Source organism: Enterobacter sp. WP_7_1, from assembly GCF_003688535.1.
Classification (GTDB): Bacteria; Pseudomonadota; Gammaproteobacteria; order Enterobacterales; family Enterobacteriaceae; genus Enterobacter; species Enterobacter asburiae.
Genome location: NZ_REFK01000001.1, coordinates 294,377 through 308,777, shown reverse-complemented (window position 1 = coordinate 308,777; position 14,401 = coordinate 294,377). Strand labels below are relative to the sequence as shown.

Sequence of the window (14,401 nt, the reverse complement as noted above, 5' to 3'; positions counted from 1 at the left end):
AGCGTATTTTAATAGCCCAAGCGCATGCGATATTCCCGCAAGATATAAGCAAAGCTGAATTTCGACTTTGCGGAATTTAAGAGTCGACCTAACGTAGCGGAGCATAAAACAATCACAATATATTCTTCTCAGGGATCGCTATGACGAAAAAACTGTTGCCGTTACTGGTGCTGGCTGCGCTCTCAGGCGCTGTCCACGCCGCTACTCCGCCCAACACGCTGGTTGTTGCTCAGGGACTTGATGACATCGTGAGCCTCGACCCGGCCGAAGCCAACGAGCTTTCCAGCATCCAGACCGTGCCGAGCCTGTATCAGCGCCTGGTACAGCCGGACCGCGATAACCCGGAAAAAATCACCCCGATTCTGGCAGAAAGCTGGGAAGCGGACGCGGCAGCAAAAACGCTGACGATTAAACTTAAGCCCGATGCCAGATTCGCCTCCGGCAACCCGCTGCGCCCGGAAGACGTGATTTTCTCTTACACCCGCGCCGTGACGCTGAACAAATCCCCGGCATTCATCCTGAACGTGCTGGGCTGGGACGCGAGCAACATTGCCAGCCAGCTGAAAAAAGTGGACGACCATACCCTCCAGCTTCACTGGACGGCGGACGTTAGCCCGTCGGTGGCGCTGAATATTCTCTCCACGCCGATTGCCTCCATCGTCGATGAAAAGCAGGTCGCGGCAAACGTGAAGGATAATGACTTCGGTAACGCCTGGCTGAAAATGCACTCGGCGGGCAGCGGAGCGTTCAAAATGCGCGTCTATCAGCCGCATCAGGCTATCGTGCTGGAAGCCAACGACTCCGCCCCCGGCGGTGCGCCGAAGCTCAAAAGCATCATCATTAAAAACGTCCCCGACCCGGCTTCGCGCCGCCTGCTGATCCAGCAGGGTGATGCGGACGTGGCGCGCGATCTGGGTGCAGATCAGATAAGCGCCCTGGACGGCAAGCCGGGCGTTAAGGTGCTGAGCATTCCGTCCGCCGAGCAAAATTACCTGGTGTTTAACACCGGCAACAGCGCCAACCCGCTGCTGAACAACCCGGCGTTCTGGGAAGCCTCGCGCTGGCTGGTGGACTATGAGGGCATCACCAAAAATCTGCTGAAAGGCCAGTACTTTGTTCATCAGAGCTTCCTGCCGGTCGGCCTGCCGGGCGCGCTGGAAGACAACCCGTTTAAGTTTGACCCGGCAAAAGCGAAAGCCATTCTCGCCAAAGCGGGCATTAAAGACGCGCACTTCACGCTGGACGTGGAGAACAAGCCGCCGTTTATCACCATCGCCCAGTCGATGCAGGCGAGCTTTGCTCAGGGCGGCGTGAAGGTCGATCTGCTGCCTGCCGCCGGGAGCCAGGTCTATGCCCGCGTGCGCGCGAAGCAGCATCAGGCGGCGATCCGTCTGTGGATCCCGGACTACTTCGACGCGCACTCTAACGCCAGCGCCTTTGCGTGGAACGACGGCAAATCCAGCACCGTGGCCGGGCTGAACGGCTGGAAAATCCCGGAGCTGAACAAAGCCACGCTGGCGGCGGTAGCCGAGCCGGATCCGGCGAAGCGTCTGGATCTGTACAAGAAGATGCAGGAGCAGCTGCAGCAGAGTTCGCCGTATGTGTTCGTCGATCAGGGTAAAACCCAGATCGTGGTGCGCGATAACGTGAAGGGGTATCAGCAGGGGCTGAACGCGGATATGGTCTGGTACGATCGCGTAACGAAGTAGCCCTTCTCCTTCTCCCTCTTCCAGAGGGAGAGGGGGTCGTCCGTGCATATTTTCAGGATAATGTTTTCCCATGCCACATCTTTCCACCCGCGTGTTCCAGGGTCTGCTGACCCTGCTGCTCACGCTCCTCGGGCTGCTGCTCGTCACGTTTGCGCTGTCGGCGTTTTCACCTGTCGATCGCGTGCTGCAGATCGTGGGCGATCACGCCAGCCAGTCAACCTACGATCAGGTTCGCCACCAGCTTGGGCTGGATCGCCCCCTGCCCGTGCAGTTCTGGCACTACCTGCAAAACCTTGCCCACGGTGATTTAGGTACGGCCAGCGCCACCGGTCAGCCGGTGCTGCAGGACCTGCTGCACGCGTTCCCCGCCACGCTGGAGCTGGCGACGCTGGCCTTAATCATCGGTGCCGTGCTCGGCGTGATTGCCGGAGTGCTGTGCGCCCGCTACGCCGGTTCGCAGCTCGATCTCGCCATCAGAACCCTCACCCTGCTCGGCAACTCGGTGCCCATTTTCTGGCTCGGCCTGCTGATGCTGGCCCTGTTCTACGCGAAGCTGCAGTGGAGCGCGGGTCCCGGCAGGCTGGACGATATCTGGCAGTTCACCGTCGAGCCGCGCACCGGCTTTGCGCTGGTGGATACCTGGCTTTCCGGCGATCGCGAGGCGTTCCGCAACGCCCTCAGCCACCTGGTGCTGCCGGTGCTGCTGCTGGCCTATTACTCGCTGGCGAGCATCACCCGCCTGACGCGATCCGCCTGCCTGAGCGAAATGAACAAAGAGTACATCCTGCTTGCCCGCGCCAAGGGCGCCGGGGAGATGGCCATCCTGCTGCGCCACGTGCTGCCGAACATTCGCGGCACCCTGCTGACGGTGATTGCGCTCGCCTACACCAGCATGCTGGAAGGCGCGGTACTGACCGAAACCGTCTTCTCCTGGCCGGGGATCGGGCGCTATCTCACCACCGCCCTGTTCGCCGGAGACACCACCGCCGTTATGGGCGGCACGCTGCTGATTGGCGTCTGCTTTGTGCTGATCAATAACCTTACCGACCTGCTCGTGCGGGCGACCGATCCCAGGGTGCGCTGATGCCGTTTTATCTTTTCTTACGCCGCCTGCGCCGCTCCCCCGCCGCGTTTTGCGGGCTGATTGCCATCGCGCTGCTGGTGCTTATCGCCCTGTTCGCGCCGTGGCTTGCGCCGCTTGACCCGAACTGGCAGGACGCCGCCGCGCGCCTGCAGGCACCGAACAGCCAGCACTGGCTGGGCACCGACAGCTACGGGCGCGACCTGCTTTCACGCCTGATTTACGGCACCCGTCCGGCGCTCGGGCTGGTGGCGTTAGTCACCGTAATCACCCTGCCCGCCGGGCTGCTGGTGGGGATTTTGTCCGGCTACTACGGCGGCTGGATGGAGCGCATCCTGATGCGCTTTACCGACGTGGTGATGTCGATGCCGCGCCTGATCCTCGCCTTCGCGTTTGTGGCGATGCTTGGCCCGGGGCTGGTCAACGGCGCGCTGGCGCTGGCCTTAACCACCTGGCCCGCCTACGCGCGGCAGGCGCGGAGTGAGATCCAGCGTCTGCGCCACAGCGACTATCTCGCCGCCGCCGAAATGATGGGCATTCGCGGGCTGCGCCTGCTGGTCGGGCATATTCTGCCCCTGTGCCTGCCGTCCGCGATTGTACGGCTGGCGCTGGATCTGGCGGGCATTATTCTGGCGGCTGCCGGGCTGGGCTTCCTCGGCCTTGGCGCACGCCCTCCAATGGCCGAATGGGGCGCGATGATTGCCGACGGTATGCAGGTCATTTTCGACCAGTGGTGGATTGCCGCCGTTCCGGGCGGCGCGATTCTGTTTGCCAGCCTGGCCTTTAACCTGCTGGGCGATGGCCTGCGCGACGTACTGGAGCCACAGCATGACTGAACAACGCGTCATCGTCGATGCGCTGAATATCGACTACCCCGCCGCGCGCGTGGTCAACAGCCTGAGCTTCACGCTGGGCAACGAGCGGCTGGCGCTGGTGGGGGAATCCGGCTCGGGCAAATCGATGTCCGCCCGCGCCCTGATGGGGCTGGTGCGTAAGCCCGGCATCGTGAGCGCGAACCGGCTTAACGTGCTCGACAACGACCTGCTGACCCTGAGCACCCGCCGCTGGCAGGCGCTGCGCGGTAACGGGATTGCGATGGTCCTGCAGGACCCGCGCTACGCCCTTAATCCGGCGCAAAACGTCGCCGCTCAGCTTGATGAGGCGCTGACCCTGCATCAGCGCCTGCCCCGCGCTGAGCGCCTGGCGCGCATTCACGACATTATCCGCGCCGTCGGGCTCAACGAACATGTCCTCACGCGCTACTCCGGCGAACTCTCCGGCGGCATGGGCCAGCGGGTGATGATTGCCATTGCGCTGATCAACAACCCGCAGGTGCTGATTGCCGACGAACCCACCTCCGCGCTGGACGCCCGCCTGCGCAACCAGATCCTCGAACTGCTGGTGCAGCAGAGCGAAGAGCGCCAGATGGCGATGCTGTTAATCAGCCACGATCTGCCGCTGGTGGCGGAACACTGTGACCGCGTGCTGGTGATGTACCAGGGCGAGAAGGTCGATGAGATGGCGGCGAACCGGCTGCCCCAGGCGACGCACCCGTACACCCGCACCCTGTGGACCTGCCGTCCAAACGCCAACACCTTCGGCCAGATGCTGCCGACGCTGGACCGCACGCAGCCGTGGAAGGAGACCGATAATGACGCTCGTTGAGGTTAAGGATCTCCAGGTGAGCTTCGGGGAGAAAACGGCGGTGTCCGCCGCCAGCTTTGCCATCGAGAAAGGCGAAACCTTCAGCCTGATCGGCGAATCCGGCTGCGGGAAATCGACTATTCTGCGCGTGCTGGCGGGATTGCAGCGCGAGTGGAACGGCCGCATTTCGATCCTGGGAGACGCGCTACGGCCTGGGCGGCGTTTTGAAGGCGAGCTTCGCCGCAACGTGCAGATGGTGTTTCAGGATCCGTGGGCGTCGCTGCACCCGAATCACACCGTTGCGCGCACCCTGTCGGAGCCGTTACACATCCACGGCGAAACGCAGATTGCCGAAAAGGTGGCGGATGCGCTGCAGCAGGTGGGGCTTTCCGCTGAGGCGGGCAAGCGTTATCCGCATCAGCTTTCCGGCGGCCAGCGCCAGCGCGTGGCGATTGCCCGCGCGCTGCTGCTGCGCCCGCAGCTTCTGCTGCTGGACGAGCCGACCTCGGCGCTGGATATGTCGGTGCAGGCGGAGATCCTGAACCTGCTCAATCGCCTGAAGGCCGAGCACGGCATGACCTACCTGCTGGTGAGCCACGACGCGGACGTGATTGCGCATATGTCCGACCGGGCGGCGTTTATGGCGCACGGGGAGATCCAGAGGGTGTTTGACCGCGAGGCGATGTTGCGGGGCGAGCACCGGATGGGATAACCGCGTGGCGGCGAGCGCCGCGCGGGTTTCGTAGGCCGGGTAAGGCGTAGCCGCCACCCGGCAAAACGTTACTTAAGCAGCTTCACCGTGGCATCAATGTCGATCTCATCTTCGGTGAAGATCAGCGTCGTATTCTGGAAGGTGGTGATCGCCAGCTTCTTCACCGTGCGCATTTCGCCCGGCTTTTTCTCGGATTTCGGCTTGATGCTGTTCATCAGCAGTCCAACCGACAGCACCGCGTTCTCTTTGTCGATTTTGGTATCAGCCGGCTCTTCTTCGTTAAACACCACGAAGGATTTGATGGAGGTGAGCTTCACGCGCTCGCCCGCAATAAAGAGATGTTTGCTTTCGGGGATCACCTTCACCGCATAGGCGGAAAGGCCTTTGTTGTTGGTGGTTGGCTCAAAGGTCACCGCGGCATCTTTCTTAATCAGATCGGGGTTCGCGACCTTAATCACATGAAAATAGCGGTTGTCGCCGTTTTCATCTTTGATAAATCCAAAGCCTTTATCTTTAAACCACGTTGTGATTGTACCGTTCATCGCTGTTACCGCCTGTCAGATCGTAATGACTAAAGTTTTGCAGCGCGCAGTGTAATGCACAATGACGGAGGAGACAAAAAAAAGCCCCTGCACGGGTGCAGGGGAAAACTCATGTCAGAGCTTATTAGAATTTAATTAAACACCATTCCACCATCAATTAAGAGCGACTGGCCGGTCATGTAGTCGGAATCCGGGCCTGCCAGGTATGAGACGCAGGCGGCCACATCTTCCGGCTCGGACAGACGGCCAAGCGTAATGCGTTTGGCAAAGGTTTCAGTCCCGTAGCCGAGCGGTTTACCCGCCGCCTCGGAGACCTGACGGTCGATTTCCGCCCACATCGGCGTTTTGACGATACCAGGGCAGTAGGCGTTAACGGTGATCCCCAGCGGCGCGAGATCCCGTGCCGCGGTCTGGGTTAAGCCGCGCACCGCGAACTTGCTGGAACTGTAGACCGCCAGTTCAGGGTTGCCGGTGTGGCCCGCCTGGGAGCAGGCGTTGATGATCTTGCCGCCATGCCCCTCTTTGCGGAAGGCGTCAATCGCGGCCTGGATCCCCCAGATCACCCCTTTCACATTGATGTTGTAAACCTTGTCGACAATGTCCGGCGTGATGGATTCGATGGGGGTAGACGGCGCAATCCCGGCGTTATTCACGATAACGTTAAAGCCGCCCAGCGCGGTGCGCGCTTTCTCCACCGCAGCAAATACCTGTTCGCGGTCAGAGACATCGACCTTCACGGCGACGGCGTTACCGCCGTTACGGATGATTTCATCGGCGACGGCTCTTGCCGTCTCAACGTTATAGTCGGCGATGGCGACGGCAAAACCGTCTTTCACCAGGCGAAGCGCGATCGCTTTACCAATCCCCTGGCCTGAGCCTGTTACGAGAGCAACTTTTTGCATTTCTCTGTCCTTATCGTGAGTCACAAAATCTGGCTGAGATGGAGCTGGCCCATCAGCAGCGGGTTATCGCTGTAGTCGACGGGAATGGCCACCACGGCCGGGCCATCCACATCCATCGCCGCACGCAGCGTCGGCTCAAGCGCCTCGGCGCTCTCTACGGCAAAGCCTTTCGCACCGAAGGCGTCGGCATACGCTTTGAAATCGACCGGGCCGAACTCGACGCCGGAGAGGCGCTGGTATTTTTTCTCTTCCTGAATCGCCACCATGTTGTAGGCGTTATCCACCCAGATGATGTGCAGCACGTTGGCGTTGAGGCGCACCGCGGTTTCCAGCTCCATGCTCGACTGCAGGAAGCCGCCGTCGCCGGAGACCGATACCACCTTGCGGCCCGGATTCACCAGCCACGCGCCAATCGCCCACGGCAGCGCGACGCCCATGGTCTGCTGACCGTTGGAGATCATCACCTGACGCGCCCGGAAGCTGTAGAGGTAGCGGGCGATCCAGATGTGGAAGCTGCCCATGTCGACGGTGAGCGTCACGTCGTTATTCACAATGTCCTGCATGGCGCGCACGATGCGCAGCGGGTGCAGGGCAAACTGGTTGAGCGAGGCGCCGCGGCGATCGAGCAGATCGCGCTGATGCTGGCGATCGACCAGAATTTCGGAGGCCCGCTGGCTCAGCTCGAGCTTACGGTCGATACGGTTAGCGAGCAGGTTCAGCGTTTCGGCGATGTCCCCCACCAGCTCCAGATCCGGCACGTAGTTACGCTCTTCATAGGCGGGCAGCACATCGATGTGCACCAGCGTCGCGTCGCCGCTGTTCCACATGGACGGCTCGTACTCCACCGGGCTGTAGCCGATGCAGATAATCAGATCCGCCAGATGCAGCAGCCGGTCGCCCGCCTGGTTATTGAACAGACCGACGCGTCCGGCGAAGCGGGTGAAGTGCTCCTGGTTTACCGCCCCGGCGGCCTGATAGGTGCTGGTCACCGGAATGCGGCTTTTCTCCAGCAGCTTGCGCAGCGCGGCGCTGTTCGCGGGCTGGCTGGCCATCAGGCCGAGTAAGATGACCGGATTTTTGGCCTTTTCGATAAGCTTCGCCACGTCGTTGATGGCGGATTCCGGTGCCGGGCCCATCAGCGCGGGGCCGCTGGCGGGTAAAATCGCGCCCGTCGCGGGCTGGTCGACGATATCCTGCGGCAGGCTGACGAACGCGCCCCCCGGCCTGCCGTGCTCGGCAGCGCGAAACGCGTTCGATACCACCTCGGCAATCGCGTCCGGCGAACTGACCTCCACGGCGTATTTGGTAACAGGGCTGAACATGGCAACGGTGTCCATGCTCTGGTGCACCAGCTTCGCTTTATCCGCCCGCTTCACCGCCCCGCCCAGCGCCACTACCGGGTCGCCCTCGCTGTTGGCGGTAGCGATGCCGGTGATCAGGTTGGAACAGCCCGGCCCGGAAGTGACCAGCGCCACCCCGGCCTTGCCGGTCAGCCGCCCTACCGCCGCCGCCATAAACGCCGCGTTGGCCTCGTGGCGCACCGGGATAATCTCAATGGAGGAGTCCAGCAGGGAGTCAAAGACCTTGTCGATTTTCGCACCCGGGATCCCGAACACCTGCTTCACGCCCTGCGCTTCCAGCTGGCCGACAACCATATCGGCGCCGTGCGCCCACTGACGTGACTGTTTCTCACTGTTCACGGTAGTTCTCCTGTTAGTTTTCGACGGAACGGATCGCTGCATCAAGATTGCTGGGGTGAAGGTTGGCCTGTAAGAACGCGCTGTCGGCGGGCAGGTCAATCATCAGCTTGTGAATTTCACCGAAGGTGAGCACGCCGCTCTCCAGCTGGTAGTCGAGCAGATGGCCCCCGCCCTGACGGTCGTCGGTGATGAAATGCTCGTGATAGCCGGCCACGTTAATGCCCTGCATATGCTGCGGCGTGCGGAACCCGACCAGCACCCCTTCGCGCTGGTTAAAGCGGAACACCGGCTGGTCGTCCAGCACGTCGGTCATCGCGCGGTACGGCGGCTTCTGGCGCGGTACCGTGCGGGTGTGGGCGTGGCGGAAGTTGCCGTCGATGCGCAGCGCGCAGAACAGGTTGTCGGAGGGGATCTGCTGGTCGATGACGTCGTGGATCTGCTGACGGCTGACCGGTGCATCGAAGGTTTTGCGGTACTGCGGCTGGAACCAGGTCATCACCGCGAACGGCGTTTTCTGCTCCGGCTTCGCGGCCCGGGCGCTGCCGTCGGCGCGCAGCTGGTACACCTGGCTGCTGAAGGCAATCATTTCACCGTCCAGCTCGTTGAAGGTACCCAGACCAAAATCACCGTGTGCCAGCAGATCGGCGATGGTGGTCTCTCCTTCGTACACGCCGCTTAGCAGGGCGCTCATTAGCGATGTCTGATAGATCACGCTGTCAGGATGCTGGGCGGAGAATCCCCGCAGGGTCTCGCACAGGCTGGCCTCACAGTCGCAGGCAGATGAATGCATCATCGTGCTCGTCCTCTTCAACTTTATTTAGAAAGGTTAAATAAATGTTGACCCGATTCAGCAGAGAGTTCCAATATAGAAACCATGCTGGTTTGAGACGTTTTAGATATGGAACTTCGTTATCTGCGGTATTTTGTCGCGGTTGCACGCGAGCGACACTTCACCAGGGCGGCCGAAGCGCTGGGTATTTCACAGCCTCCTCTGAGTCAGCAGATCAAACGGCTCGAAGAGGAAGTGGGCACGCCGCTGTTCAGACGCCTGACGCGGGGCGTGGAGCTGACCGAAGCGGGAGAAGCCTTCTACGAAGACGCCTGCAAGATCCTGGCGCTGAGCGACGCCGCGCTGGAGAAGGCCCGCGGCATCGCGCGCGGGCTGAACGGCAATCTGTCGATTGGCATCACCAGCTCCGACGCTTTTCATCCCAAAATTTTCGCGCTGATCCGCCAGTTTCAGGTCCAGAACATGGCGGTGCAGGTTCACCAGGTGGAAGCCAATATGTCGTCGCTGACGACGATGCTGGCGGAGGGTGAACTGGATATTGCCTTCGTGCGCCTGCCGTGCGAGAGCAGCAAGGCGTTCGAGTTAAAAATCCTCGACCGGGAGCCGATGGTGGTGGCGCTGCATCGCGATCATCCGCTGGCGGCGTGCGAATCACTGGCGTTAGAGCAGCTTCGGGATACGCCGGTGGTGTTGTTTCCGCAGGAGGTCGCGCCGGGGCTGTACGAACGGGTTCACGGCTGCTGCGAGCGGGCCGGGATTGACGTACAGCACGCGCTGCAGTCGTCGCAGCTTTCCTCCTCCCTGAGCATGGTCTCCGCGGGCGGCGGGTTCGCGCTGGTACCCAAATCCATGGCGGCCATTTCACCGCCGAATGTCACCTATCACGCGCTGAGCTCGCCGGAGCTTTATACCGATATCGCGCTCTGCTGGCGGCGCTTTGAACGCTCGCGGACGGTGAAGCGGTTTTTGATGATGATGAGCGAGGGGTAGCGGCAATACAGGGGGGATGGTTTTTTGTAGGCCGGGTAAGGCGCAGACGCCACCCGGCAACATAGCCCCCGTCGTCAAATCCAGACGTCGTTCTCTGCGGTGCGCTCCCCGCCTTCGTGTCCGGTATTCAGGACCCCACAAGGTTCTATCATCATCATTTTTACCGTTGATTCAGCAGACGTTTTATGTTCAACGCCTTTCGGCACAACGTACATTTCTCCTGGATTGACGAGCACATGTCCGTCACGAAAATCAATACGTAACACGCCCTCGACCACGATGAATGCCTCATCGGTTTCAGGGTGCGCGTGCCATATAAAATCACCCGATATTTTGACGATTTTAAACTGATAGTCATTCATCTGGGCGATGACTTTCGGCTGCCAGTGCGCGTCGAAGAGAGAGAATTTATTGTCTAAATTAACAGGACTATACATTGTGACACTTCCTATGGTTGAGAAGCGTCCAGGATAGAATAAGGCCGAAGTGCCGGTCTTGAACGATCGTGCAAATCAGGCAGGATGACCTTTGATGAATTTTTGCCAGCGCCCCGGCGACATACCCAACGTTTTGATGAACTGACGAGTCATGTGACTTTGATCTGAAAACCCCGCAGTAGCGGCAGCCTCAGCAAGCGACAGGCCCGCCTGAATCAGGCGTCGACAGTATTCAAGTCGACGCATGGTCACGTAGCGATAAGGACTCGTTCCATAAAGCGCACGGAAATCCCGGCTCAGGCTCCAGCGATCTCTGCCACTGACGGCGGATAAGGTATCCAGCTTAATGTTGTGAATGAATTCAGTGTGTATATATTCGCGCGCGCGTTCTGCTGATTGATAATCCACCAGGTTTCGGCGAAAACGTTGTCCTCCGACGACGGCCAGCGTGTGGGCGAGATCGTAGAGCGCATCGTCTTCTTCCAGCGTATCGAAAGATTCTTCCGGTGCTTTTAACAGCGGTTCGGTCGCTGCAAAAAGCCGGGGATCGGATGAAATCCCGCCAGGAATAAACGGCAAAGGCTTTCCGCCCAGGATTTTTTGAATGAGCGCCGGATCGATATACAGCATCCGATACTGGAATCCGTCGTTCGTTCCCGCCTCTCCGTCATGTATTTCGTCAGGGTGCAGGACCATTGTCCCGCCCGGCAGGCTATGTTGTTTACTTCCCCGATAGTGAAAACTCTGCACCCCGGATAAGGTCCGGCCTATGGCGTAAGTGTCGTGACGATGCGGTTCATAGCCATGCCCGCTGAAATACGCCTCTATGCGCTCTATTTTCCCGGGTTGTTGCGCCAGTCTGACCCAGTCTTTGTTGGCTTTTGCCTTCGACATATATGACACCTGATGCCCTGCAAGGGTGAAACAACACCATAAACGCATCGGGTGCGGTTTGGAAAGTCGTTGCAGGCAACGCGGGGTCGGATCCAGGACTTTGCTGTTTTATTGATGCACGCTTCAGTACTACGTTTTCCTGGTAATTGTCTGCAGCATGCCATCTGTTACTCTGACAGAGTGCAAAGGATGACAAGGAAGTGAAATGCTAAACCCCGGATTCGTTACCCGCAAAGCACTTGCTCTCTGGCGGGATGTTCCTGCTTTTTTACCCCAGTTTCAGTTCCATGAGAAACATCGAGCGGTCATTCACACTTCCAGGCCTGAAAATATTCTGCCGTTGATTGCAAGCTTTGACGTCCAGCAAGACCCCGTAATTCGGCGGCTGATGTCTTTGCGGAAATTACCGCAGAAATTTCTGCTCAATCAGCAGGCTAACTCGACGGGCAACTTTGGGCTGCACAGTTTTACTCTGTTGAAAAGCTCAGCATCCGAGCTCTGCTATGGCTTAAGAGGGCAATTCTGGCGGATAGATTTCGGTCTGGAAAACGCGCCCGACGCGATTGCTTTTCAGGCACCCTCCGCACCGGGCAGCGCAAAACTGTTGCTGCGCTACCAGGTAGCGGAACTGGCGCCAGGTCAACATGAACTCTGTACTGAGACCTTCGTCTATTGTCCGGACAAACGTACTCAACTCAAAATGGCGGCCTACTGGCTGGCAATACGGGCAGGGAGCGGCTGGATCCGTAAAAGGACGCTGGAGGCTGTCAGGTCGCATGTTGAAAATCAGAAGTGAGGGATTCCTGTGAAATGCCCTGAACACTGGAGGTTTTGATGACTATACGAGTTTTCACACTTTTGCTCATACTCGGCGCATTTGCTGTAAATGCTGCTGACGGCGTTTTGAACACTCGCGAACGGTGAAGCGGATTTTGAGGCTTAATTTGAAGGGAATATGGGCAGGCTGCCATATAAAACTCAGGCACCATTACCCTTTAAAAATAAAAAACCCGCACAGGTGCGGGTTAATTTTTATCAGTACAGCTTAACTGCTCGGACTATCGTCTTCATCGCTATCGTACGCCACACTGATATTTAGCGCGGGTTACAGTGGAGAAACATTTCCAGCTGCAGGACCTTTTGCGCCATTCTCAATGGTAAAGGAAACTTTCTGACCTTCATCAAGCGTTTTGAAATTGTCGCTCTGAATAGCTGAGAAGTGTACGAATACATCTTTGCTGCCGTCGTCAGGGGTGATAAAGCCAAAACCTTTATCTGCGTTGAACCATTTTACTAAACCAGTCATTTTATTAGACATAGATAAATCCTTAATTTATGAGCCACTTAAACGCGGCGATGATGGCCTGTATTTCGAGAGTTACTTATTTGGCACTTAGGAGGAGGCTCACGAAGAAGGAGTATCTATGGATAACACCTGAACTGAGGACTGCTTTACTAAAACTGCTTTCATAAGGTCTGTATTCCAAACCGATGACGCTATTAAGACACAGCGAAATTTATTGCGCAATGATTATTATTATTTATTTTAACCATTTAAACGCCCGGATGGCTGCTCGCGGTGCCAGACATCGGTTCGGCGGGGGGACATTTTCCCTGGCGACGCAGACGTGAGTACAAAAGGTTACTCAAAATGAAAAGGTCTGCATAAGGAGTAACAGCGGTGCAAGCTGTGCCCGGCGGCGCTGCGCTTGCGCGGGCCTACGGTTCGTGTCGCGGGTAGGTTGACGGTTTTGCAGGCCGGGTAAGGCGTAGCCGCCACCCGGCAATGCCCTTCTGGAAGCCGCCTCGCAAACTTTCAAGCAACCTTATGTAACTCAGGGTTATCCCTTTCCTTCCCTTTTTCGCCGCCGTAAAGTGCCTGCGTTGCGGCACATCCGTAACCGGGCGTAGGAACCCGTTAGCATAACATGACGTTTTTTTAGACAAAGAGGATGCTAAATGGCGACTACCCCTGGATTTTCTTACGCGCTCTCTGAGGAAAGCGCAGTTCATCACCTCATCAGCACTTCAATTTCCGATTCCGCGGATCTTTTCGAGCTGGCCGACGCCTGCACTGCGTATGTAAGCGTGCTGGTGGAGACTGACGACGCAGTGACGTTTGCCACGCTCTGTACGCGATTGCTGGTTGCGCTGAAGCGGCTGCGGGAGTGCTGCGATGCCGAGCTGCCTTCGCATCTGGTTGAACAACTGATTGCGGGGGAAAAGATTGCTTCCTGCGTGCCCGACTGCTGGCAAGAGACGACGCTGCAGGTGGACTATGCCGTGGCGTTAACGCTGGCGGTGATGGGCGGGACATTGCCTGCGAGCGTGGCGAAAGAACTCACCGGGCTTGTGCATGATATAGTCTGGCTGTTGGCTGAGTTTGTGAAGGAGCCTTATATCCAGGCGCACTGAGGCGGGTGACTGAAGGCCGGAATTCTTCGAGGTTAGAAGCAGGATTTCGGCCTTACTCAAAGTACAGAGTTGTTTGTTGAATGTCCGTTAAGAGCGAAGAGCGGAAATTGTATTTATGAATGACTTTTACATTGCCAAATAAATTATTATTTGCCGCTTTTTTCTGGTTAATCACGAACACCATCATAATCATTAAGTATTTGCATTAACATTATTCTTGGTATGTCTTTTGTGGATATTCTGAAACTGGTACTCAGGCGCGAGGCAATCATAGCGGAAGTAATTTTATTATCATCGTAGGCGATGGTCATATGCTTTCCGATATTCTGTCGGGTCATGTCCGACAACCTTTTGCCACATTCATCGGAAAATCTAAATACTAAATTCTCTGCACCTGTCTCATCCTTCTCTACATAATCAATTGACTTTACACATCCAGAGTCAAACGAAGTTTTCTCATTACCGACCGAAAAAACAAAACTCCCTTTTGCTGCAGTTGATGTCAATGGAACAAGCACCACGAGTAACAACACCCCAAACTTGATTTGCATCTTCTTCTCCTTTTATTTGTTGACCTGCTCCGCA

Annotated in this window: 16 protein-coding genes; 8 read left to right on the top strand and 8 right to left on the bottom strand. The window is 57.8% G+C overall.

The window, feature by feature from the left end; genetic code table 11:
• The first annotated feature begins 140 nt into the window (after window positions 1-140).
• From BJ885_RS01505 to BJ885_RS01485, 5 genes are all read left to right on the top strand, one after another.
• Window positions 141-1,709 carry an ABC transporter substrate-binding protein gene (locus BJ885_RS01505; RefSeq protein WP_029741642.1) on the top strand — a complete coding sequence of 523 codons (1,569 nt, stop codon included), beginning with the start codon at window positions 141-143 and terminating at the stop codon, window positions 1,707-1,709.
• Between the two features lie 70 nt (window positions 1,710-1,779).
• Window positions 1,780-2,793 (top strand): ABC transporter permease, encoded by a 1,014-nt coding sequence (locus tag BJ885_RS01500; RefSeq protein WP_121931026.1) that lies wholly within the window; start codon window positions 1,780-1,782, stop codon window positions 2,791-2,793.
• Entirely contained in the window at window positions 2,793-3,626 is an 834-nt protein-coding gene (locus tag BJ885_RS01495; protein ID WP_121931025.1) for an ABC transporter permease, read from the top strand. Before BJ885_RS01500 ends, BJ885_RS01495 begins: the two co-directional genes overlap by 1 nt.
• Entirely contained in the window at window positions 3,619-4,455 is an 837-nt protein-coding gene (locus tag BJ885_RS01490; protein WP_121931024.1) for an ABC transporter ATP-binding protein, read from the top strand. Before BJ885_RS01495 ends, BJ885_RS01490 begins: the two co-directional genes overlap by 8 nt.
• The gene (locus BJ885_RS01485; RefSeq protein ID WP_121931023.1) at window positions 4,442-5,146 is read left to right on the top strand and encodes an ABC transporter ATP-binding protein; all 705 of its coding nucleotides are present in this window, start codon (window positions 4,442-4,444) and stop codon (window positions 5,144-5,146) included. The genes BJ885_RS01490 and BJ885_RS01485 overlap by 14 nt, the downstream gene beginning before the upstream one ends.
• A gap of 68 nt (window positions 5,147-5,214) precedes the next feature.
• Here BJ885_RS01485 and BJ885_RS01480 read toward each other — a convergent pair whose 3' ends face one another.
• The 4 genes from BJ885_RS01480 to budA all read right to left on the bottom strand — a co-directional run bounded on the left by BJ885_RS01480 (window position 5,215) and on the right by budA (window position 9,083).
• Complete coding sequence (locus BJ885_RS01480; protein WP_029741637.1) at window positions 5,215-5,688, bottom strand: cold-shock protein; 474 nt, start codon at window positions 5,686-5,688, stop codon at window positions 5,215-5,217.
• 131 nt (window positions 5,689-5,819) lie between these two features.
• A complete protein-coding gene (locus tag BJ885_RS01475; RefSeq protein WP_024906954.1) occupies window positions 5,820-6,590 on the bottom strand; it encodes a (S)-acetoin forming diacetyl reductase in 771 nt (256 codons plus the stop codon).
• Between the two features lie 20 nt (window positions 6,591-6,610).
• On the bottom strand, window positions 6,611-8,332 hold the full coding sequence (gene alsS / locus BJ885_RS01470) for an acetolactate synthase AlsS (protein WP_265096575.1): 1,722 nt from the start codon (window positions 8,330-8,332) through the stop codon (window positions 6,611-6,613).
• Window positions 8,304-9,083, bottom strand: coding sequence for an acetolactate decarboxylase (gene budA, locus BJ885_RS01465; protein WP_023310680.1), 780 nt, complete (start codon window positions 9,081-9,083; stop codon window positions 8,304-8,306). Before budA ends, alsS begins: the two co-directional genes overlap by 29 nt.
• Before the next feature lie 105 nt (window positions 9,084-9,188).
• Between budA and BJ885_RS01460 the strand changes: the two genes are divergently transcribed.
• Window positions 9,189-10,070 carry a LysR family transcriptional regulator gene (locus BJ885_RS01460; protein ID WP_121931022.1) on the top strand — a complete coding sequence of 294 codons (882 nt, stop codon included), beginning with the start codon at window positions 9,189-9,191 and terminating at the stop codon, window positions 10,068-10,070.
• 74 nt (window positions 10,071-10,144) lie between these two features.
• Here BJ885_RS01460 and BJ885_RS01455 read toward each other — a convergent pair whose 3' ends face one another.
• Entirely contained in the window at window positions 10,145-10,507 is a 363-nt protein-coding gene (locus BJ885_RS01455) for a cupin domain-containing protein (RefSeq protein WP_047648474.1), read from the bottom strand.
• A gap of 75 nt (window positions 10,508-10,582) precedes the next feature.
• Window positions 10,583-11,401, bottom strand: a complete 819-nt coding sequence (locus tag BJ885_RS01450; protein ID WP_183128600.1) for an AraC family transcriptional regulator — start codon at window positions 11,399-11,401, stop codon at window positions 10,583-10,585.
• 205 nt (window positions 11,402-11,606) lie between these two features.
• On the opposite strand from BJ885_RS01450, the gene BJ885_RS01445 reads away from it, so the two are divergent.
• Window positions 11,607-12,197 (top strand): hypothetical protein, encoded by a 591-nt coding sequence (locus tag BJ885_RS01445; RefSeq protein ID WP_121931020.1) that lies wholly within the window; start codon window positions 11,607-11,609, stop codon window positions 12,195-12,197.
• Window positions 12,198-12,506: 309 nt separating this feature from the next.
• Here BJ885_RS01445 and cspA read toward each other — a convergent pair whose 3' ends face one another.
• Complete coding sequence (gene cspA / locus BJ885_RS01440) at window positions 12,507-12,719, bottom strand: RNA chaperone/antiterminator CspA (protein ID WP_022647355.1); 213 nt, start codon at window positions 12,717-12,719, stop codon at window positions 12,507-12,509.
• Window positions 12,720-13,360: 641 nt separating this feature from the next.
• On the opposite strand from cspA, the gene BJ885_RS01435 reads away from it, so the two are divergent.
• Window positions 13,361-13,816 (top strand): hypothetical protein, encoded by a 456-nt coding sequence (locus tag BJ885_RS01435; protein WP_047648477.1) that lies wholly within the window; start codon window positions 13,361-13,363, stop codon window positions 13,814-13,816.
• Between the two features lie 167 nt (window positions 13,817-13,983).
• On the opposite strand, the gene BJ885_RS23235 is transcribed toward BJ885_RS01435, so the two are convergent.
• Window positions 13,984-14,367 (bottom strand): SecDF P1 head subdomain-containing protein, encoded by a 384-nt coding sequence (locus BJ885_RS23235; RefSeq protein ID WP_166642351.1) that lies wholly within the window; start codon window positions 14,365-14,367, stop codon window positions 13,984-13,986.
• Window positions 14,368-14,401 lie beyond the last annotated feature (34 nt).